Origin of the sequence: Klebsiella sp. R390 (assembly GCF_051131745.1) — a bacterium.
Lineage (GTDB): Bacteria > Pseudomonadota > Gammaproteobacteria > Enterobacterales > Enterobacteriaceae > Klebsiella.
In genome coordinates, this window is record NZ_CP180445.1 from 2,124,586 (window position 1) to 2,144,754 (window position 20,169).

A 20,169-nucleotide genomic window follows, 5' to 3' on the forward strand; every position below is an offset into this window, starting at 1 on the left:
TTAGCGACGCAGCAATTCACGTTCGATGAGTTCACGGGTTTCCACCGCCTGGTATTTCATCTTCTCCGGGTAGCCAAACAGCGACGCGGCAACAATCGGCGGGCCGCCGACCTTGAAGGTCTGTTCAGCAAAGTTCATCTCGCGCAGGGTGCGGAACAGCGCGTCAAAATCAACGTCGCCCTCACCCACGCCAACATGTTGATGAACTGCAGCATCCACGCCCGGTGGATTGACGATATAGCGGCAGTGCCGGGTATGATTTCGGGTATCAGCAATCAGCACGTGGGAGAGATCGTTGCCGGCATAACGCAGCATTTTCTCCACCTCTCCCTTCCCTTTGTCATAAAAGAAAGTGTGCGGAACGCTGTAGACGTACTTCACATTCTCGCTGCGGAACGACTTCACAATATCGACGGTTTCATTGTGCTCTTCACAGAAGTCCCACGGGTGGGCCTGGATTTCCAGCCGGATGCCTTCGCGCTCAATCACAGGCAACAGCTCTTCCATCGAGCGATAGAACATCTCTTCACAGATTTCCGGCTGATTCGGATCGCCGGAAAATTCGGTGTTGATCACCTGCACACCCATTTCCACCGCCACTTCAATCAGCCGTTTCCAGTTTTTTACCGCCGCCTGACGGCGCAGTTCGTCCGGACCGGACCAGCGGTAAACGCAGATAAACGAAGAGATCTCCACGCCGTTATCGCGCAGCGCCTGTTTATATTCGGCGATAATTTCCCGGCTGGCGCGCGGATGCTTGTAGAACGGGTTAATCTGCGGATGGGGCGACTGCTCAATGTACTGATAGCCCCACTCCGCGACCTGCTGGACCATGCGGGTAATCCCGAGATCCCGAATCACATCAACGTCGAAAGCAATTTTCATCGTCGTTACCTGTTCAAAGACGTTCCGAAAGCGAGAAAGGGATTAGCGTTGGTAGAACGCCGGGCACTCAGGCAACGCGACCGCGACCGGCCCGCTGTTCTCCTGGGCCTGCATGCAGGCATCGGCCGCCACCGAGGCCGCATAGCCATCCCACGCCGAAGGCCCCTGCAGCTGGCCGGCCTTCACGTCATTGATAAAGGCCTGCAGTTCCACGTCGTAGGCTTTAATAAAGCGGTCTTTCCAGTCGACGAGAATGGCGGTCGACAGGCTGGCGCTCTTGCGCATCTGTACCGCAGACGGCTCCGGCAGACGGGCAATGCCCGTTTCGCCGACAACTTCACACTGGATGTCGTAGCCGTACTGGCAGTTCACAAACACTTCAACATCGATCAGGGTGCCTTTGCGCGTTTCGAACGAGACAATCTGCGGGTCTCTCAGGCGCGGATGGGTATGGGAAGTGGAGCGCGGGAAGCGCACCTGCACCGACAGATAGTCGTCATCCAGCAGCCAGCGCAGCACGTCCAGTTCGTGGATCAGGGTGTTGGTGATCGCCATATCGGTGGTGTAATTCTCGCCCACCGACTGGTTACGGTGCGCGCAACGCAGCATCAGCGGTGCGCCGATATCGCCATCATCGATGACTTTTTTCAGCGCCAGATAACCTTCATCATAAGGACGCATAAAGCCAACCTGCACCAGACGGCGGCCCGCTTTCATTTCAGCGTCAACGATGCGGCGGCAACCTTCCGCGCTCATCGCCAGCGGCTTTTCACAGAACACCGGCTTGCCGGCGGCGATCGCCGCGAGGGTATACTCTTCGTGCGTCGGGTCCCAGGAGGTCACCAGGATCGCATCGACATCGCTGGCCTTAATCACGTCATGACCGTCGGTGTAGATCTCCGCCTGTACTCCTGGTAACGCCACTGCCGCACGCGCGCTTTCTGCATTAATGTCCGACACCGCCACCACGGTGGCACCCTGTAAGACCTGGGTGCAACGACGGATATGTTCTTTACCGATGGCGCCAGCGCCGATGACACCTAATTTGAGTGACATAGTGGTTTTCTCCGTGATTCTGTAGGGTTCAAGGTAAGCGTTATAGGTTAGTAATCCCGCGCCTGGGCGCGTTTTTCATTAATTATTTCAGCCACTTTGCGAATACGTTCGGACAATGCCGTCTGGGCGATGCCAACGTTCCACCAGCTGCCGTACGAGTGCACCATGGTTTTCGGCAGCACTTTAATATCAATCAGGGTACTGACCGTTTCGCGGCGCGCGGCATCCAGCGCGTGGCGCAGCTCATCCAGGGTGGTGACGCGCCAGGTTTTGCAGCCGTAGCCTGCCGCGATGGTGGCGAAATCGATCGGGATCAGCCCGCCCTGTAGCTGCCCGGTCTGCGCCGAGCGATAGCGGAATTCGGTGCCGAAGCTGCCCATACCGTGGCCGATCTGCAGGTTATTGATGCAGCCGTTGGCCATGTTATCGAGCAGCACCACGTTGATCTTCGCCCCTTCCTGTAAGGAGGTGACCAGCTCGGAGTGCAGCATCATGAAAGAGCCATCGCCGACCAGCGAGTAAACTTCCGTTTGCGGTTGCGCCAGCTTGACGCCGAGCGCGGCGTTCACCTCATAACCCATGCACGAGTAGCCGTACTCTACGTGATAGGTGTTGGTGGCCCGGTTGCGCCATACCCGTTGTAAATCGCCGGGCAGGCTGCCCGCCGCCGCCACAATCACGGCCTCTGCCGGCAGCGTCTCATTGAGCACGCCCAGCACGCTGCTCTGAGTCAGCGTGGAATCGGTAATCTGGCGAAATTCGCGATAGACCGCGTCGCGATCGAGGCGATCGTCAACTTCAGGCACAAAGCCACTCTCCTGCCACTGCGCCTGATAGACGCGCTGCGTCTCTTTTAACTGGCTGCTCTGAACGCTGGCGATCTGCGCGCCCCAGCCAGCCTGCCAGCCGGCGTCAGCCAGCGCGTCGTCCAGCGCGGTGAGCGCTTCACGGGCATCAGCCAGCAGCGGAATACCGTCGAGCTTCCAGGCATCGAAGTTGCTGACGTTGACGTTCAGATAACGCACGCCGGGGTGCTGGAAAAGCCATTTTGAAGAGGTAGTGAAATCACTAAAGCGGGTGCCGATACCGATGACTAAATCGGCCTCTTTCGCCAGCAGGTTGGCGGCCAGGCAGCCGGTCTCCCCGACGCCGCCGACGTTCAGCGGATGGGATGACACCACCGTGCCTTTCCCGGCCTGGGTTTCGGCAAACGGAATCTGGTAATGCTCGGCAAAGCGGGACAGCGCTTCACCTGCACCAGCATATTTCACCCCGCCGCCGCAGATAATCAACGGCTTGCGGCTGGCTTTGATGGCGGCAATGGCATCTGCCAGATGCGCCGCGCTGACCGGGCGACGATCGAGCCGGTGTACGCGTCGCGCGAAGAAGGTGTCCGGGTAATCCCAGGCTTCGCCCTGCACGTCCTGCGGCAGGCACAGCGTCACCGCGCCGGTTTCCGCCGGGTCGGTGAGGACGCGCATGGCGTTAATGCAGGCGCTCATCAGCTGTTCCGGGCGCGTAATGCGGTCCCAGTATTTGCTGACCGCCCGGAAGGCGTCATTGGTACTGATACTCAGGTCGTAGCTCTGCTCAACCTGTTGCAGGACCGGGTCCGGCTGGCGGGTGGCAAAGACATCACCGGGCAGCAGCAGCAGCGGGATCCGGTTGGCGGTTGCCGTCGCGGCCGCGGTGAGCATGTTTGCAGCGCCAGGCCCAACGGACGCGGTACAGGCGATAATCTGGCGACGCAGAGACTGGCGGGCAAAACCGGTGGCGGCGTGCGCCATGCCTTGTTCGTTACGCCCCTGGAAAACCCGCATTTCGCCGCTGTCTTGTTCCAGTGCCTGGCCTAACCCCAGCACATTGCCGTGACCAAAGATGGCAAAAATCCCTTTAACAAATTTATGCTCTACGCCATCCACTTCCAGATACTGGTTATCAAGGAACTTCACCAGCGCCTGCGCCATTGTCAGCCTCAGTTTGCCCATCTTGCACAATCCTTATTGTTCAGCTTTTGTCTGTGGGTTCGCCGCGTTTCCCGCACCGTACGGCTTGCACGGTGGTTGGGATGTCGTTAACGTCCACTGGAATACTTTTGGATTATAGGCAAACATTTTTTTCATTAAATAGGAATACAGAAAAAACATTTCATTTTGCGAGAGGGATCAAACTCTCTCTTCGTTTCAGCCATTTCACCGCCCGTCGTCCCCCCTTCAGCGCACTTGCCATGCGGTTTACCGTGGCACTATCCTGTTAAAAATCATATACAAAGCATTCGCTCATCAGACCACCCACTCCCCAAAGCCGTCACCACCGGCGATCCGTTGCTGAATGCGGGCTGGCGCGGCAGAGTGGTAGATCCTTCACACTTTTGGTTTTTTAATTTCGAACAAGTTTGCAAATGAAATATTTATTTCTCACACTAAGAACAACCGTTCACCTTCAGGCTGTTTGTGGAGACCTTGTCGGAATCCCGACCCTTCCGTACAGCAGATATGCAAAAGGAAATCCTCGCTATGAATGCAGCAGTAAAGCGGCTCGACGTCATCTGTATTGGCCGGGTGGCTGTCGACCTCTATGCCCAGCAGATTGGTGCAAGGCTAGAAGATGTGGCCAGTTTCTCTAAATATCTGGGCGGGTCTTCCGGTAATGTCGCCTATGGCACCGCCATTCAGGGGTTAAAATCCGCCATGCTGGCGCGCGTAGGTGATGAGCACAATGGCCGTTTTTTGCGTGAAACGCTCAGCCGGGCCGGGGTTGATACCGAATACCTGATCACCGATAAACAGCGTCTTACCGCACTGGTGATGCTGGGAATTAAAGACCAGGAGACTTTCCCGCTCATTTTTTACCGTGATAATTGCGCCGACATGGCGCTGGCGCCTGAGGATATTCACGAGAAGTACATTGCCTCTTCCCGCGCGCTGGCGGTGACCGGCACCCATCTTTCGCACGCCAATACCCGTGCCGCCGTGCTGAAAGCGCTGGAATACGCCCGCCGCCACGGCCTGCGTACCGCGCTGGATATCGATTATCGCCCGGTACTGTGGGGGCTGACCTCGCTGGGGGACGGTGAAACGCGTTTCATTGAATCCGATCCGGTCACCAGCCAGCTCCAGGAAGTGTTACATCTGTTCGATTTAGTAGTCGGTACAGAAGAAGAGTTTCATATTGCCGGGGGCAGCACTGATACCCTGACGGCGCTGAAAAACGTCCGCCACTCCACCAGGGCGACCCTGGTGTGCAAACGCGGTCCGATGGGCTGCGTGGTGCTGGAAGGTGATATTCCCGATAGCTGGGACAGCGTGCCGCTCCAGCAGGGCGTGCGGGTTGAGGTGCTCAACGTGCTGGGCGCCGGGGATGCGTTTATGTCCGGTCTGCTGCGCGGCTGGCTGAATGATGAAGGCTGGGTTCAGGCCTGCCGCTACGCCAACGCCTGCGGCGCGTTGGTGGTTTCACGCCACGGTTGCGCGCCGGCGATGCCGACTAAAGTTGAGCTGGATGACTATCTGCAACGTGCGGAGTCGGTCCCGCGTCCGGACACCGATGCGCGTCTGAACCACCTGCATCGGGTCACCAGCCGCCGTCAGGCGTGGCCGGAGCTGTGTATTTTTGCCTTTGATCATCGTAAGCAGCTGGCGGATCTGGCCCGGGAAACCGGACGAGATGAGTCCTGTATTCCTCCGCTCAAACTCCTGCTGCTGTCCGCCGCAGAAGCCGCCGCGCAGGAAGCCGGGCTCGACCAGCGCAGCGGGATCCTCGCTGACGGCACCTACGGTCAGCGGGCGCTGAACGCCATTACCGGTAAAGGGTGGTGGATTGGCCGTCCTATCGAACTGCCGGGCTCTCGCCCGCTGCGCCTTGAACACGGCAGTATCGGGTCGCAGCTGATCGACTGGCCGCTGGAGCAGGTGGTGAAATGCCTGGTGTTCTATCACCCGGCGGACCCGGCCTCGCTGCGGGCGGAACAGGATGCGCTGCTGCTGGAGGTCTGGCAGGCCTGCAACAAATCCGGGCACGAACTGCTGCTGGAAGTGATCCTCCCGGAAAACGGCCCGGAAAAAGACGAACGTCACTACTACACCATGCTGGAACACTTTTATCAGCTCGGTATTCAGCCGGACTGGTGGAAGCTGCCGCCGCTTTCCAGCACCTGCTGGCAGCAGATCAGCGCGCTGATCGCCCGGGAAGATAGCTGGTGTCGTGGGATCCTGCTGCTCGGCCTGGATGCGCCGCCGGACCGCCTGCGCGCCGGTTTTGCCGAGGCCGCCAATCACCCCATCATCAAAGGTTTTGCCGTCGGACGCACCATCTTTGGTCAGCCGTCGCGTCGCTGGATGCAGGGTGAGCTGAGCGATGAGGCGCTGATCGACGAAGTGAAACGTAACTATCTGACGCTTATCGGCTACTGGCGCGAAGCCCGCGGCTAACGCCGATCCCAGCGGCCCGCCCACTTCGGGCGGGCTTTTTGCTGTTTGTTCGTGAAATGAATCGCGTATTTCATCGCAATAAATGAAAAATTCGCTTCATTTGGTACACTGGAAGTTATATTCCTTTCATTTTATCAGAGCGCAATCTATGGCTAATAATCCGACCCAACTGACCATCCTGCAGGATGAAATTCGGCGTCGCTACGATACCTTAAGCAAACGCTTAAAGCAGGTGGCACGTTATATTCTGGATAACAGCAATAGCGTCGCGTTCGATACCGTCGCGTCCATTGCTCAACAGGCGGATGTCCCGCCGTCAACGCTGATCCGATTCGCTAATGCGTTCGGTTTCAGCGGCTTTAACGAAATGAAGCAAATGTTCCGCCAGCATCTGATGGAAGAGACCGCCAACTATACCGAGCGTGCTCGTCTGTTCCGTCAGACCACCAACGATGAAACCTCCCCGCCGGAAACGCCGACGGAAATCCTCAATATGTTTACCATGGTGAACACCCAGGCGCTGCAGCAGCTGGCGATGCAGACCTCCGGGGACGATCTTGAGCGGGCGGTGGGCCTGCTGGCGGAAGCCGAGAACATCTATGTAATTGGCCTGCGCCGCTCGTTTAGCGTCGCCTCCTATCTGACCTATGCGCTGCGCCACCTTGATCGTAAGGCGTTCCTGATCGACGGCCTCGGCGGAATGTTCACCGAACAGCTGAGCCTGGTGGGACCGAAAGACGTGGTGATTGCCGTCAGCTTCTCGCCTTATGCACGTGAAGTGGTTGAGCTCGTAGAACTGGGCGCCCAGCGTAAAGCGCGGCAAATTGCCATTACCGACAGCCAGGTCAGCCCGCTGGCGGCCTTCAGCGATGTCTGTTTCGTAGTGCGTGAAGCGCAGGTGGACGGTTTCCGCTCGCAGGTCGCTTCCCTGTGCCTGGCCCAGACCCTCGCCGTTTCGCTGGCGTTGAACAGCAGCAAAGAGCCTCAGGCTCAGCAGAACCTCGCCTGACCGGCCCTCCCGGATGGCGGCGCACGCGCCTTATCCGGGCTACAGCACATCCGGTTGCCCCAGACAAAAAAGGTCGCTAAACCAGGTTTAGCGACCTTTTTACATCCATGTTTACATCTATGTTTACTTCTATGTTGCGTCAGTCGTGGCGGGGATAATCAGGACTGTTAATCCACGCGTGATCCTCTTCCCAGGTGAACAGCCATTTGCGTTCCGGCCCGGCCATCACGTTAAGGTAATAGCTGTCATACCCGGCAATCGCGGCAACCGGATGATAGCCGCGTGGCACCATCACCACATCGTGGTTAGACGGCGCCATGCAGGCGTCCAGGCTACGATCGTCGGTGTACACCCGCTGGAATGCAAAGCCCTGCGGCGGATCGAAACGGTGGTAATAGGTCTCTTCCAGCTGCGTCTCTTTGCCCGGCTGCGCGGTATCGTGCTTATGGGACGGCCACGAACTGGTGGCCCCCTCATCGGTATAGACTTCCACCACCAGCAGACAATCGGCCTGCGCATTATCCGGCAGGATATTGTGCACCCGGCGCTGGTTGCGGCCTTTACCACGATGCTCGACGCCAACATCCTGCGGGCGAATCACCCGTGCCGGCAGCGTCCCTTTGCCCGGGGCGCTGCAGACCGCCAGCTCGAGATCGGAGTCTGCCGTCACCTCAACCTTGTCCTGTGGCGGCACATACACCGACCACGGCGGCGTGCGTTCAAACGGCGACATTCGCTGTCCCAGGTTAGGGAAATCAGCCTGCGTGGTTTTGACCGAGGCCAGCCCGGCCACCAGCACCAGGCACAGTTCGCGGTCGCCGCTCTCCAGCTGGATGGTTTCCCCTTTTTTCAGCATCCACACATCAAACCCGATATAGCGCCAGCCGGCGCTTTGCGGCGTAATGTGCTGGATCTGCCCCTCTTTGCGTGATTTAGCCAGTAACGACATGGCGCTCTCCTTCGCCGATTAGCCTAATGTCGGCATGCTGAATTCAGATACGGTCTGCTGCCCTTCCGGCCAGCGCACGGTGGCGGTTTTCATACGGGTGTAGAAGCGCACGCCGTCAGGCCCGTGGACGTTGAGGGCACCAAATACCGAGCGTTTCCAGCCGCCAAAGCTGTGGAACGCCATTGGTACCGGCACCGGCACGTTGACGCCGACCATCCCGGCCTGCACATCATGCACGAATTCCCGTGCGGTATGGCCGTTGCTGGTGAAAACGGCGCTGCCGTTGCCAAATTCGTGGCTGTTCACCAGCGCCAGCGCGCTGTGGTAGTCCGCGACCCGGACAATCCCCAGCACCGGCCCGAAGATCTCTTCGCGCCAGATGGTCATTTCCGGCGTGACGTTATCAAACAGCGTCCCGCCAACATAGTAACCATCTTCATGACCGGCCACCCGTAGCTTACGCCCGTCGACCACCAGTTTAGCCCCTTCACTGGCGCCTTTATCGATATAGCCCAGCACTTTTTTCTGATGGGTATCGGAAACCACCGGCCCCATTTCGTTTTCGTCTTTGCCGCGCAGGCAGCCCGGCCCGACCTTCAGCGCTTCCACCAGCGGTTTCAGGCGCGCAATCAGTTTGTCTGCCGTTTCATCGCCCACCGCGACCACGACCGGCAGCGCCATGCAGCGCTCGCCCGCAGAACCAAACGCACCGCCCATAATCGCATTGACCGTGGCATCGAGGTCCGCATCCGGCATCACGATGGCGTGGTTTTTCGCCGCACCAAACGCCTGTACCCGTTTGCCATGCGCGCTGGCGGTTTTGTAGATATATTCAGCAACGCCGGAAGAGCCGACAAAGCTCACCGCCGCAATGCGCGGATCGGTATACAGCTGTTCGGCGTCCTCGTTGCTGCAGTGCACCACGTTAAAGACACCGTCCGGCAGGCCGGCCTCTTTCAGCAGTTCCGCCATGCGCACCGCTGCGGTTGGCGCCAGCGCCGGGGGCTTCAGTACGAAGCTGTTGCCGCAGGCCAGCGCCAGCGGGAACATCCACATCGGTACCATCGCCGGGAAGTTAAACGGCGTAATGCCCGCCACCACGCCCAGCGGCTGCATCAGCGAATAGCTGTCGACTCCGGTGCCAACGTCCGAGGAGTACTCGCCCTTAATCAGGTGCGGGATCCCGCAGGCAAACTCAACCACTTCCAGGCCGCGCGTCAGTTCACCCAGCGCGTCCGACCACACTTTACCGTGCTCGCTGACGATAATCCCCGCCAGCTCTTCCGCATGTTGTTCCAGCAGCATTTTAAAGTTGAACAAAACCCGGGCGCGGCGCAGCGGCGTGGTACGCGACCAGCTTTCAAAGGCCTCACGGGCTACCTGAATGGCGTCAGAGACTTCCTGCGCGGTCGACAGCGTGACTTCGCGAACCACTTTCCCCGTCGCCGGATCGTAAACCGGCATCGTTTCATTGCTGCTGCTGGTGACGGTTTTCCCGCCAATAAAGTTTCCTGTGATCGTCATGTTCTTGCCTCATGGTGTTGGTAGGCCAACGCTGCGGCCCGTCTCCGATTTTGCTGTGATATAACCGTAGTAAAATGAAATGTATATTTCAATGACGATATGAAATGAAATTCTATTTTGGTGATGACTGTCGCATTTCCCATCCACAGGGCTTCAGTTTTCAGCGGAAAGCGCGATCGATGCGCTTCAGGCAGCGCGCCAGCTGTGCCGGAGGGCCGCCTGGGGCTGAAAGCACGATTAATTGCGAAGCAGCTCAAAGAATCACCATTTCAGTTATTGATAATTTTGAAATAAATGTTTTGACTTAAAGGCAATCGAACGAACCCATCCTACCGTTTCCAGGAGAGCCACATGGCTATCGCACTGCAGCGTTTTTGTCTGAATCGTAAGATCGCCCCTTCCCTGAGCATCGAGGCGTTTTTCCGTCTGGTGAACAGTCTTGGGCTGAATAAGGTCGAGCTACGTAATGATCTGCCCTCAGGTCATGTGACCGACGATCTGAGCCATCAACAAGTGCGCGAGCTGGCCGAGCGCTACCACATCGAGATCCTGACCATTAACGCCGTCTACCCTTTCAACTGCTGCACGGAACAGGTGCGTAGCCTCACCGAATCCTTGCTGCAAGAGGCCCGTGCCATTGGCGCAAAATCGCTGGTGCTGTGCCCACTGAATGATGGCCGCGAGGTGTCCGCCAGCGAGACGCTGAACGCGCTGCGCCAGCTATCACCCCTGTTTGCCTTTTACGGTGTGCAGGGACTGGTGGAGCCCCTGGGCTTCCCGCAGAGCTCGCTGCGTTCCGCCGCCCAGGCGCAGGCGCTAATCCGCGACGCGCAGGTGCCGTTTAAGCTGCTGATCGATACTTTCCACCACCATCTTTACCCACAGGCGGAGGCTGAATTTGCCCAACTGGATGTCGCGGAAATCGGCCTGGTGCATCTCTCCGGCGTGGAGGACTCCCGCCCGCGGGAAAACCTCACCGACGATCAGCGGATCATGCTGACGGCCCACGACAGGCTGCAAAGCTGTGAGCAAATCAAGCAACTGGAAGCGCGCGGCTACCGGGGCGTGTACGCGTTCGAGCCTTTTGCACCGGAGCTGGCCTCATGGAATGAAGCTGATATCCGCCGTGAGACAGAGCGCAGCATCGCCCTGATTCAACAGCACTGCGGCTGAGGAAAAGCGCGGCGTATTCTGTCAGAGGGGAGATTTCTCACGTCGGTTTTCGGCCAGGTTGCCTATAATCGACGCAGGATAAATGGAGGAATCGAACATGAGCTCACCCCTGCTGATTGCCCGCACGCGGGAAACGCAGTTACACCTGTTGCCAGGAATGGCCAACCGTCACGGCCTGATTACCGGCGCCACCGGCACCGGTAAAACCGTCACGTTGCAAAAGCTGGCGGAGTCCTTCTCAGAGATCGGTGTGCCGGTCTTTATGGCCGATGTTAAAGGCGACCTGACCGGGATTGCCGAAGCTGGCCAGTCGTCGGAGAAGTTACAGGCGCGGCTGGAGAAGATCGGCGTCAGCGACTGGCAGCCGCATGCCAACCCGGTGGTGGTATGGGATATTTTCGGCGAGAAAGGCCATCCGGTGCGGGCCACGGTGTCGGACCTCGGGCCGCTGCTGCTGGCGCGCCTGCTGAACCTCAACGAGGTTCAGTCCGGGGTGCTGAATATTATCTTCCGCATCGCCGACGATCGCGGCCTGCTGCTGCTCGATTTCAAAGATTTACGCGCCATTACCCAGTACATCGGCGATAACGCCAAAACCTTCCAGAACCAGTATGGCAATATCAGCAGCGCCTCGGTCGGCGCCATTCAGCGTGGCTTACTGACCCTTGAGCAGCAAGGAGCGGAACACTTTTTCGGTGAGCCGATGCTCGATATCCAGGACTGGATGCGCCTCGATGAAAACGGCAAAGGGGTGATAAATATCCTCAGCGCCGAGAAGCTGTATCAGATGCCGAAGCTCTACGCCGCCAGCCTGCTGTGGATGCTCTCTGAGCTCTACGAGCGTCTGCCGGAAGCCGGCGATCTGGATAAGCCCAAACTGGTCTTTTTCTTCGATGAAGCGCATCTGCTGTTTAACGATGCCCCGCAGGTGCTGCTGGATAAAATCGAGCAGGTGATCCGCCTGATTCGCTCCAAAGCCGTGGGGGTCTATTTTGTCTCGCAGAACCCATCGGATATTCCCGATGCGGTTCTGGGTCAGTTGGGCAACCGCGTTCAGCACGCGCTGCGCGCCTTTACGCCAAAAGATCAGAAAGCGGTGAAAACCGCGGCGCAGACCATGCGCGCCAACCCGGCCTTCAGCACCGAGCAGGCGATCCAGGAGCTGGGCACCGGCGAGGCGCTGATCTCCTTCCTTGATGAAAAAGGCAGCCCGTCGGTGGTCGAGCGTGCCATGGTCATCGCCCCGTGCTCACGGATGGGACCGGTGACCGACGACGAGCGCAACGGCCTGATTAACCACTCCGCGCTGTACGGCAAATACGAAGAAGAAATCGACCGCGAATCGGCGTTTGAAATGCTGCAAAAAGGGGTTCAGGCCAGCGTGGATCAGCAGGCGTCACCACCGGCCAAAGGCCAGACGGTCAGCGATGACGACGGTCTGCTCGGCGGACTAAAAGATATTCTGTTCGGCACTACCGGACCACGAGGCGGCAAGCGGGATGGTCTGGTACAAACGGCAGCGAAAAGCGCCACGCGGCAAATCACCAATCAGATTGTCAGAGGCATGCTGGGAAGTTTACTGGGCGGGCGAAAACGCTAGTATCGTCCCCCGCGCGGTGGTCGCGCGGGGGACATCGTGCTAGCCCTTTTTCATCATCAGCCAGAGGCTGATCAGGAAGAAGCTGGCGCTTGGCAGCAGCGCGCCGATAATCGGCGGGATGCCGTAAACCAGCGTCAGCGGGCCAAAAATCTGGTCCAGCACGTAGAAGATAAAGCCAAAGCTGATCCCGGTGACCACCCTCACCCCCATCGCCACGCTGCGCAGCGGGCCGAAGATAAACGACAGGGCCATCAGCATCATCACCGCCACCGACAACGGCTGGAAGATTTTGCTCCACATATTGAGCTGATAACGCCCCGGGTCCTGGCCGCTGGACTTCAGGTAGGTCACGTAGTTGTGCAAGCCGCTGATCGACAGCGCGTCCGGATCCAGTGCCACCACGCCCAGCTTGTCGGGCGTTAGCTTGGTTTTCCAGGTTCCGCTGACCATCTGCGACCCGGTGATCTGTTTCGGGTCGGTCAGGTTTGACTCATCGACCTGCGACAGACGCCAGACTTTGTTCTCGTTATCGAATTTCGCCGAGGCCGCATAGCGGACGGTCTGCAAACGACGCTGATCGTTAAACGCGTAAATACTCACGCCGCCCAGCTCATCGTTGCCTTTCACCCGCTCAATATAAACGAAGTTATGACCGTCTTTCGCCCACAGCCCCTGTTGGGTGGACAGCAACGACCCACCGTACATCTGCTGAGCACGGTAGTTACGCGCCATCTGTTCGCCCTGCGGCGCGACCCACTCACCGATCGCCATCGTCAGCAATACCAGCGGAATCGCGGTTTTCATCACCGCCAGCGCCACCTGTAAACGGGTGAAACCGGAGGCCTGCATGACCACCAGTTCGCTACGCTGTGCCAGCATCCCGAGCCCCAACAGTGCGCCAAGCAGCGCCGCCATCGGGAAGAATATCTGTACGTCTTTCGGTATGCTAAGAATGGTATACAGCCCGGCACCGAGCGCGTCATAGCTGCCCTGGCCGGCCTTTTTCAGCTGATCGACAAATTTGATAATGCCCGAGAGCGACACCAGCATGAACAGCGTCATCATGATGGTGTTGAAAATCGTCCTACCGATATAACGGTCGAGTACGCCAAACGCCTGCATCACGCCGCTCCTTTGTTAAAACGGGCACGGAAGCGGCGCATCGGCACCGTATCCCACAGGTTCAGCAGCACGGCCAGCGCGAAATAGAGCAGGTTGATACCCCACATCCAGATCATCGGGTCGATTTTACCTTTACCGCCATTGGACTTAATCGAGGTTTGCAGCAGGAAGAAGACCAGGTACAGCAGCATCGCCGGCAGCATTGACAGCACCCGTCCCTGACGCGGGTTCACCACGCTCAGCGGGACCACCATCAGCGCCATAATGAACACCGTCGCCACCAGCGTGAAGCGCCAGTGCAGCTCCGCGCGGGCGCGGTCAGTATCGGTTTTCCACAGCGTGAGCATGTCCATTTGTTCGGTGTCGTCAGGGTCCGAGGAGACCGCCTGATGGCCGATAATTGCCTGGTAATTTTTGAAGTCGGTGATGCGGAAATCACGCAGCATCGCCGTACCTTCAAAGCGGGTGCCCTGATTCATGGTCACCACCTGCGAGCCATCTTTCTTCTGCGACAGTTCGCCGGAGTCCGCCACGACGACGGAGGGGCGCGCATTACCTTTTGGCTTCAGCTGTGCCAGGAACACATCCTGGAAGCGATTGCCGTTGACGTTCTCAATAAACAGGACGGCACTGCCATCGCTGGCCTGCTGGAACTGGCCCTGGGCCAGCGCAGCCATACCGGGGTTGGCTTTGGCTTCTGCCAGTACTTCGTCCTGATGGCGGGACGACCAGGGGCCGGCCCACATCACGTTGACGGCCGCCACGGCACCGGTAAACAGCGCGAGGATCATCGCCGCTTTAACCAGCACGGCCTTACTCAGGCCGCAGGCGTGCATCACCGTGATTTCACTTTCGGTATACAGTTTGCCCAGCGTCATCAGCAGCCCGAGGAACAGACTCAGGGGCAGAATAAGCTGCGCCATTTCCGGCACGCCCAGCCCTAACAGCGAGAGCACCAGGTTTGTCGGGATATCGCCATCTACCGCCGCGCCGAGGATCCTGACCAGTTTCTGGCAAAAGAAAATGAGTAGCAGGATGAACAGGATCGCCAACTGGCTTTTCAGCGTCTCACGAACCAGATATCTTATGATTATCACTATAAATACGCCCGTAAAAACCCGTCTTATTGCAGGAAAATTGCTTGTTTCATGGCTTAAACGTCATTTATTCTCTTTGGTCTTCGAAATCATCGCTAAGATTAAATGACTCATTGGTTCCGCGTATCAGTTTTTTTTTCTGACGAACCAAAGCCGTAATAACGTTAAGATTAACACGAAGTCACCGCAACAGCGGACATGAGTTACGAAAGCTTTCAATTCTATCCGTAGCCACCGTCGTTGTCTTTAAGATTCAGGAGCGTAGTGCATGGAGTTCAGTGTAAAAAGCGGTAGCCCGGAGAAACAGCGGAGTGCCTGTATCGTAGTCGGCGTTTTTGAGCCGCGTCGCCTCTCCCCGATTGCCGAACAACTCGATAAAATCAGTGACGGTTATATCAGCGCGCTGCTGCGTCGCGGTGAACTGGAGGGTAAACCTGGCCAGACGCTGCTGCTGCACCATGTGCCCAACATTCTGTCAGAGCGCATTCTGTTGATTGGCTGTGGCAAAGAACGTGAGCTGGATGAACGTCAGTATAAACAAGTCATTCAGAAAACGATAAATACGCTGAATGATACCGGTTCAATGGAAGCGGTCTGTTTCCTCACCGAGCTGCACGTCAAAGGCCGCAACAACTACTGGAAAGTACGCCAGGCCGTTGAGACCGCCAAAGAGACGCTGTACAGCTTTGATCAGCTGAAAACCAACAAAAGCGAGCCACGTCGCCCGCTGCGTAAAATGGTCTTCAACGTTCCGACCCGTCGCGAGCTGACCAGCGGCGAGCGCGCTATCCAGCACGGACTGGCAATTGCTGCGGGCATCAAAGCGGCGAAAGATCTCGGCAATATGCCGCCGAACATCTGTAACGCGGCTTACCTGGCTTCTCAGGCTCGTCAACTGGCCGATACCTACAGTAAAAATGTCGTCACCCGCGTGATTGGCGAGCAGCAGATGCGCGAGCTGGGCATGAACTCTTATCTGGCGGTCGGTAACGGTTCGCAGAACGAGTCGCTGATGTCGGTAATCGAATACAAAGGCAACCCGTCGGAAGACGCGCGGCCGATCGTGCTGGTCGGCAAAGGGCTGACCTTTGACTCCGGCGGTATCTCCATCAAGCCTGCCGAAGGCATGGATGAGATGAAGTACGACATGTGCGGCGCCGCGGCGGTTTACGGCGTGATGCGTATGGTCGCTGAGCTGCAGCTGCCGCTGAACGTGATTGGGGTGCTGGCCGGCTGTGAAAACATGCCTGGCGGGCGCGCCTATCGTCCGGGCGACGTCCTGACCACCATGTCCGGCCAGACGGTTGAAGTGTTAAACACCGATGCGGAAGGCCGCCTGGTGCTGTGCGACGTGCTGACCTACGTTGAACGTTTCGAACCGGAAGCGGTAGTCGACGTAGCGACGCTGACCGGCGCCTGCGTGATTGCGCTGGGCCATCACATCACCGGCCTGATGTCGAACCATAATCCTCTGGCCCACGAGCTGATTGGTGCTTCTGAACTGGCGGGTGACCGCGCGTGGCGCCTGCCGCTGAGCGACGAGTTCCACGATCAGCTGGAATCGAACTTTGCGGATATGGCGAACATCGGCGGGCGTCCTGGCGGTGCAATTACCGCGGGCTGCTTCCTGTCACGCTTTGCCCGTAAGTACAACTGGGCGCACCTGGATATCGCCGGTACCGCATGGCGCTCCGGTAAAGCCAAAGGCGCCACCGGTCGTCCGGTCGCCCTGCTGTCGCAGTTCCTGCTCAACCGCGCCGGGTTTACTGGCGAAGAGTAAAATCAAGCGTACCCGGCAGGCCTTGCTTGCCGGGTTCAGTGCCCCCATTACATTCTATACCCTCTGGATTTCGGGTTGCATCGCGGCGGTAAACGCACGAATCCCCAGGATCATAGATAACGATGTCACTGGGGTGACTGGGATGAGCGAGGGCAGCCAACAAAGAGGCCGCCAGAAAGACAATGGGTATAGATTATGAAGAATGCAACGTTCTATCTGCTCGACAATGATACGCAACAGGATGGCTTAAGCGCCGTTGAACAGCTGGTGTGTGACGTTGCCGCAGAACGTTGGCGCAGCGGCAAACGTGTGCTGATTGCCTGCGAAGATGAACAACAGGCCATTCGCCTTGATGAAGCGCTGTGGGAGCGCCCACCGGAAAGCTTCGTCCCGCACAATCTGGCGGGAGAAGGCCCCAGAGGCGGCGCCCCGGTGGAAATCGCCTGGCCGCAAAAGCGCAACAGCAGCCCACGGGATATTCTGATCAGTCTGCGGGTTAATTTTGCAGATTTTGCCACCGCTTTCACAGAAGTGGTAGACTTTGTCCCTTACGAAGATTCTCTGAAACAACTGGCGCGCGAACGCTACAAAGCGTACCGCATGGCTGGTTTCAACCTGAATACGGCAACCTGGAAATAATGGAAAAGACATACAACCCACAAGATATCGAACAGCCGCTTTACGAGCATTGGGAAAAGCAGGGCTATTTCAAACCGAATGGTAATGAAAGCCAGGAAAGCTTCTGCATCATGATCCCGCCGCCGAACGTCACCGGCAGTTTGCATATGGGTCATGCTTTCCAGCAAACCATCATGGATACCATGATTCGCTACCAGCGCATGCAGGGTAAAAATACCCTGTGGCAGGCGGGTACCGACCACGCGGGTATCGCGACCCAAATGGTGGTGGAGCGTAAGATTGCCGCTGAAGAAGGTAAAACCCGTCACGACTACGGTCGCGATGCCTTTATCGATAAAATCTGGCAGTGGAAAGCAGAATCCGGCGGCACCATTACCCGTCAGATGCGTCGCCTTGGCAACTCCGTGGACTGGGAGCGTGAGCGCTTCACCATGGACGAAGGCCTCTCCAATGCGGTGAAAGAAGTCTTTGTCCGCCTGTACAAAGAAGATCTGATTTACCGTGGCAAGCGTCTGGTCAACTGGGACCCGAAACTGCGCACCGCGATTTCCGACCTCGAAGTGGAAAACCGTGAGTCCAAAGGCTCGATGTGGCACATCCGCTACCCGCTGGCCGACGGCGCAAAAACCGCAGACGGTAAAGATTACCTGGTGGTGGCCACCACTCGTCCGGAAACCCTGCTGGGTGATACCGGCGTGGCCGTTAACCCGGAAGACCCACGTTACAAAGACCTGATTGGCAAATTCATCGTGCTGCCGCTGGTTGACCGCCGCATTCCGATCGTCGGCGACGAACACGCCGATATGGAAAAAGGCACCGGCTGCGTGAAAATCACCCCGGCGCACGACTTTAACGACTACGAAGTAGGTCGTCGCCATCAGCTGCCGATGATCAACATTCTGACCTTTGACGGCGATATCCGTGAAAGCGCGGAAGTGTATGACACCAAAGGCGAAGAATCCGACGTTTATTCGAACGCGATCCCGGCAGAATTCCAGAAAATGGAACGCTTTGCCGCGCGTAAAGCCGTCGTTGCCGCTATCGACGCGCTGGGCCTGCTGGAAGAGATTAAACCGCACGACCTGACCGTACCGTACGGCGACCGTGGCGGCGTGGTTATCGAACCGATGCTCACCGACCAGTGGTACGTGCGTGCCGACGTGCTGGCAAAACCGGCTGTGGAAGCAGTTGAGAACGGCGATATCCAGTTCGTGCCGAAGCAGTACGAAAACATGTATTTCTCCTGGATGCGCGATATTCAGGACTGGTGTATCTCCCGTCAGCTGTGGTGGGGTCACCGTATCCCGGCGTGGTATGACAACGAAGGCAACGTCTACGTCGGCCGTACCGAAGAAGAAGTGCGTCAGGAAAACAACCTGTCCGCTGACGTCGCGCTGCGCCAGGACGAAGACGTGCTCGACACCTGGTTCTCCTCTGCCCTGTGGACCTTCTCAACCCTCGGCTGGCCGGAGAACACCGACGCCCTGCGTCAGTTCCACCCGACCAGCGTAATGGTCTCTGGCTTTGACATCATCTTCTTCTGGATTGCCCGCATGATCATGATGACCATGCACTTCATCAAAGATGAAAACGGCAAGCCGCAGGTTCCGTTCCATACCGTCTACATGACCGGTCTGATTCGTGACGACGAAGGCCAGAAGATGTCCAAATCCAAGGGCAACGTCATTGACCCGCTGGATATGGTCGACGGCATCTCCCTGCCGGATCTGCTGGAAAAACGTACCGGCAACATGATGCAGCCGCAGCTGGCAGAGAAAATCGCCAAACGCACCGAGAAACAGTTCCCGAACGGCATTGAGCCGCACGGCACCGACGCCCTGCGTTTCACCCTGGCGGCGCTGGCCTCTACCGGCCGCGATATCAACTGGGACATGAAACGCCTGGAAGGTTACCGCAACTTCTGTAACAAGCTGTGGAACGCCAGCCGCTTCGTGCTGATGAACACCGAAGATCAGGATTGCGGCTTTAACGGCGGCGAAATGGTGCTGTCTCTGGCCGATCGCTGGATCCTTGCGGAATTCAACCAGACCATCAAGAACTACCGCGATGCGCTGGACAGCTACCGCTTCGATATCGCCGCGGGCATTCTGTATGAATTCACCTGGAACCAGTTCTGTGACTGGTACCTGGAGCTGACCAAGCCGGTCATGACCGGTGGTTCTGACGCTGAGCTGCGCGGCACCCGTAACACGCTGGTGACCGTACTGGAAGGTCTGCTGCGTCTGGCACACCCGATCATTCCGTTCATCACCGAAACCATCTGGCAGCGCGTGAAGGTGATTTGCGGCGTGACCGCGGACACCATCATGCTGCAGCCGTTCCCGCAGTACGATGCGTCTCAGGTTGATGAAGCGGCGCTGGCCGATACCGAATGGCTGAAGCAGGCGATCGTCGCCGTACGTAATATCCGTGCGGAAATGAACATCGCTCCGGGTAAACCGCTGGAACTGCTGCTGCGCGGCTGTAGCGCTGACGCACAGCGTCGCGTGACCGACAACCAGAGCTTCCTGCAGTCGATGGCGCGTCTGGAAAGCATCACCGTGCTGTCTGCCGATGATAAAGGCCCGGTTTCGGTCACTAAGATTATCGACGGCGCCGAGCTGCTGATCCCGATGGCGGGTCTCATCAATAAAGAAGATGAGCTGGCGCGTCTGGCGAAGGAAGTGGCAAAAATCGAAGGTGAAATCAGCCGCATCGAAAGCAAGCTCTCCAACGAAGGTTTCGTGGCCCGTGCCCCGGAAGCGGTTATCGCCAAAGAGCGCGAGAAACTGGAAGGCTACGCGGAAGCGAAAAGCAAACTGATTGAACAGCAGGCGGTCATCGCCGCGCTGTAACCCATCCGCCCCTTGCGCAATCCGGCAAGGGGCGTTTTTTATCCGCGTTC

General features: G+C 57.8%; 14 protein-coding genes. 7 read left to right on the top strand and 7 right to left on the bottom strand.

Features of this window, described 5'->3' with window-relative positions; all coding sequences use genetic code 11:
* From ACMYSP_RS09875 to iolD, 3 genes are read right to left on the bottom strand one after another with little or no spacing between them, the layout of a single operon-like run.
* On the bottom strand, positions 1 to 885 hold the full coding sequence (locus ACMYSP_RS09875) for a sugar phosphate isomerase/epimerase family protein (protein ID WP_434586568.1): 885 nt from the start codon (positions 883 to 885) through the stop codon (positions 1 to 3).
* Between the two features lie 42 nt (positions 886 to 927).
* Positions 928 to 1,941 (bottom strand): Gfo/Idh/MocA family protein, encoded by a 1,014-nt coding sequence (locus ACMYSP_RS09880; protein ID WP_434586569.1) that lies wholly within the window; start codon positions 1,939 to 1,941, stop codon positions 928 to 930.
* Between the two features lie 47 nt (positions 1,942 to 1,988).
* Positions 1,989 to 3,929: a 3D-(3,5/4)-trihydroxycyclohexane-1,2-dione acylhydrolase (decyclizing) gene (gene iolD, locus ACMYSP_RS09885; RefSeq protein ID WP_434586571.1), complete on the bottom strand. Its 1,941-nt coding sequence runs from the start codon at positions 3,927 to 3,929 to the stop codon at positions 1,989 to 1,991.
* 528 nt (positions 3,930 to 4,457) lie between these two features.
* Here iolD and ACMYSP_RS09890 point away from each other — a divergent pair.
* Both ACMYSP_RS09890 and ACMYSP_RS09895 read left to right on the top strand, forming a co-directional pair.
* Positions 4,458 to 6,371 carry a bifunctional 5-dehydro-2-deoxygluconokinase/5-dehydro-2-deoxyphosphogluconate aldolase gene (locus ACMYSP_RS09890; RefSeq protein ID WP_434586572.1) on the top strand — a complete coding sequence of 638 codons (1,914 nt, stop codon included), beginning with the start codon at positions 4,458 to 4,460 and terminating at the stop codon, positions 6,369 to 6,371.
* A 148-nt stretch (positions 6,372 to 6,519) separates the two neighbouring features.
* Positions 6,520 to 7,380 carry a MurR/RpiR family transcriptional regulator gene (locus ACMYSP_RS09895; protein WP_434586573.1) on the top strand — a complete coding sequence of 287 codons (861 nt, stop codon included), beginning with the start codon at positions 6,520 to 6,522 and terminating at the stop codon, positions 7,378 to 7,380.
* 139 nt (positions 7,381 to 7,519) lie between these two features.
* Here ACMYSP_RS09895 and iolB read toward each other — a convergent pair whose 3' ends face one another.
* Entirely contained in the window at positions 7,520 to 8,329 is an 810-nt protein-coding gene (iolB, locus tag ACMYSP_RS09900; protein WP_434586574.1) for a 5-deoxy-glucuronate isomerase, read from the bottom strand.
* 18 nt (positions 8,330 to 8,347) lie between these two features.
* Entirely contained in the window at positions 8,348 to 9,853 is a 1,506-nt protein-coding gene (locus ACMYSP_RS09905; RefSeq protein WP_434586575.1) for a CoA-acylating methylmalonate-semialdehyde dehydrogenase, read from the bottom strand.
* Between the two features lie 351 nt (positions 9,854 to 10,204).
* On the opposite strand from ACMYSP_RS09905, the gene ACMYSP_RS09910 reads away from it, so the two are divergent.
* Together ACMYSP_RS09910 and ACMYSP_RS09915 are read left to right on the top strand one after the other, a co-directional pair.
* Positions 10,205 to 11,026, top strand: coding sequence for a TIM barrel protein (locus ACMYSP_RS09910; RefSeq protein WP_434586576.1), 822 nt, complete (start codon positions 10,205 to 10,207; stop codon positions 11,024 to 11,026).
* Between the two features lie 97 nt (positions 11,027 to 11,123).
* Positions 11,124 to 12,626: a helicase HerA-like C-terminal domain-containing protein gene (locus ACMYSP_RS09915; RefSeq protein ID WP_434586577.1), complete on the top strand. Its 1,503-nt coding sequence runs from the start codon at positions 11,124 to 11,126 to the stop codon at positions 12,624 to 12,626.
* Between the two features lie 39 nt (positions 12,627 to 12,665).
* Here the strand turns inward: ACMYSP_RS09915 and lptG are convergent, their stop codons facing one another.
* Positions 12,666 to 13,748 carry an LPS export ABC transporter permease LptG gene (gene lptG / locus ACMYSP_RS09920; RefSeq protein ID WP_434587058.1) on the bottom strand — a complete coding sequence of 361 codons (1,083 nt, stop codon included), beginning with the start codon at positions 13,746 to 13,748 and terminating at the stop codon, positions 12,666 to 12,668.
* Positions 13,748 to 14,845 (bottom strand): LPS export ABC transporter permease LptF, encoded by a 1,098-nt coding sequence (gene lptF / locus ACMYSP_RS09925; RefSeq protein ID WP_434586579.1) that lies wholly within the window; start codon positions 14,843 to 14,845, stop codon positions 13,748 to 13,750. The genes lptG and lptF overlap by 1 nt, the downstream gene beginning before the upstream one ends.
* Before the next feature lie 268 nt (positions 14,846 to 15,113).
* Here lptF and pepA point away from each other — a divergent pair, with 268 nt between their 5' ends.
* The 3 genes from pepA (at position 15,114) to ACMYSP_RS09940 (ending at position 20,119) form a co-directional block, all read left to right on the top strand.
* Positions 15,114 to 16,625, top strand: coding sequence for a leucyl aminopeptidase (gene pepA, locus ACMYSP_RS09930; RefSeq protein WP_123757919.1), 1,512 nt, complete (start codon positions 15,114 to 15,116; stop codon positions 16,623 to 16,625).
* A 195-nt stretch (positions 16,626 to 16,820) separates the two neighbouring features.
* Positions 16,821 to 17,264 (top strand): DNA polymerase III subunit chi, encoded by a 444-nt coding sequence (holC, locus tag ACMYSP_RS09935; RefSeq protein WP_434586581.1) that lies wholly within the window; start codon positions 16,821 to 16,823, stop codon positions 17,262 to 17,264.
* On the top strand, positions 17,264 to 20,119 hold the full coding sequence (locus tag ACMYSP_RS09940; protein WP_434586582.1) for a valine--tRNA ligase: 2,856 nt from the start codon (positions 17,264 to 17,266) through the stop codon (positions 20,117 to 20,119). Before holC ends, ACMYSP_RS09940 begins: the two co-directional genes overlap by 1 nt.
* Positions 20,120 to 20,169 lie beyond the last annotated feature (50 nt).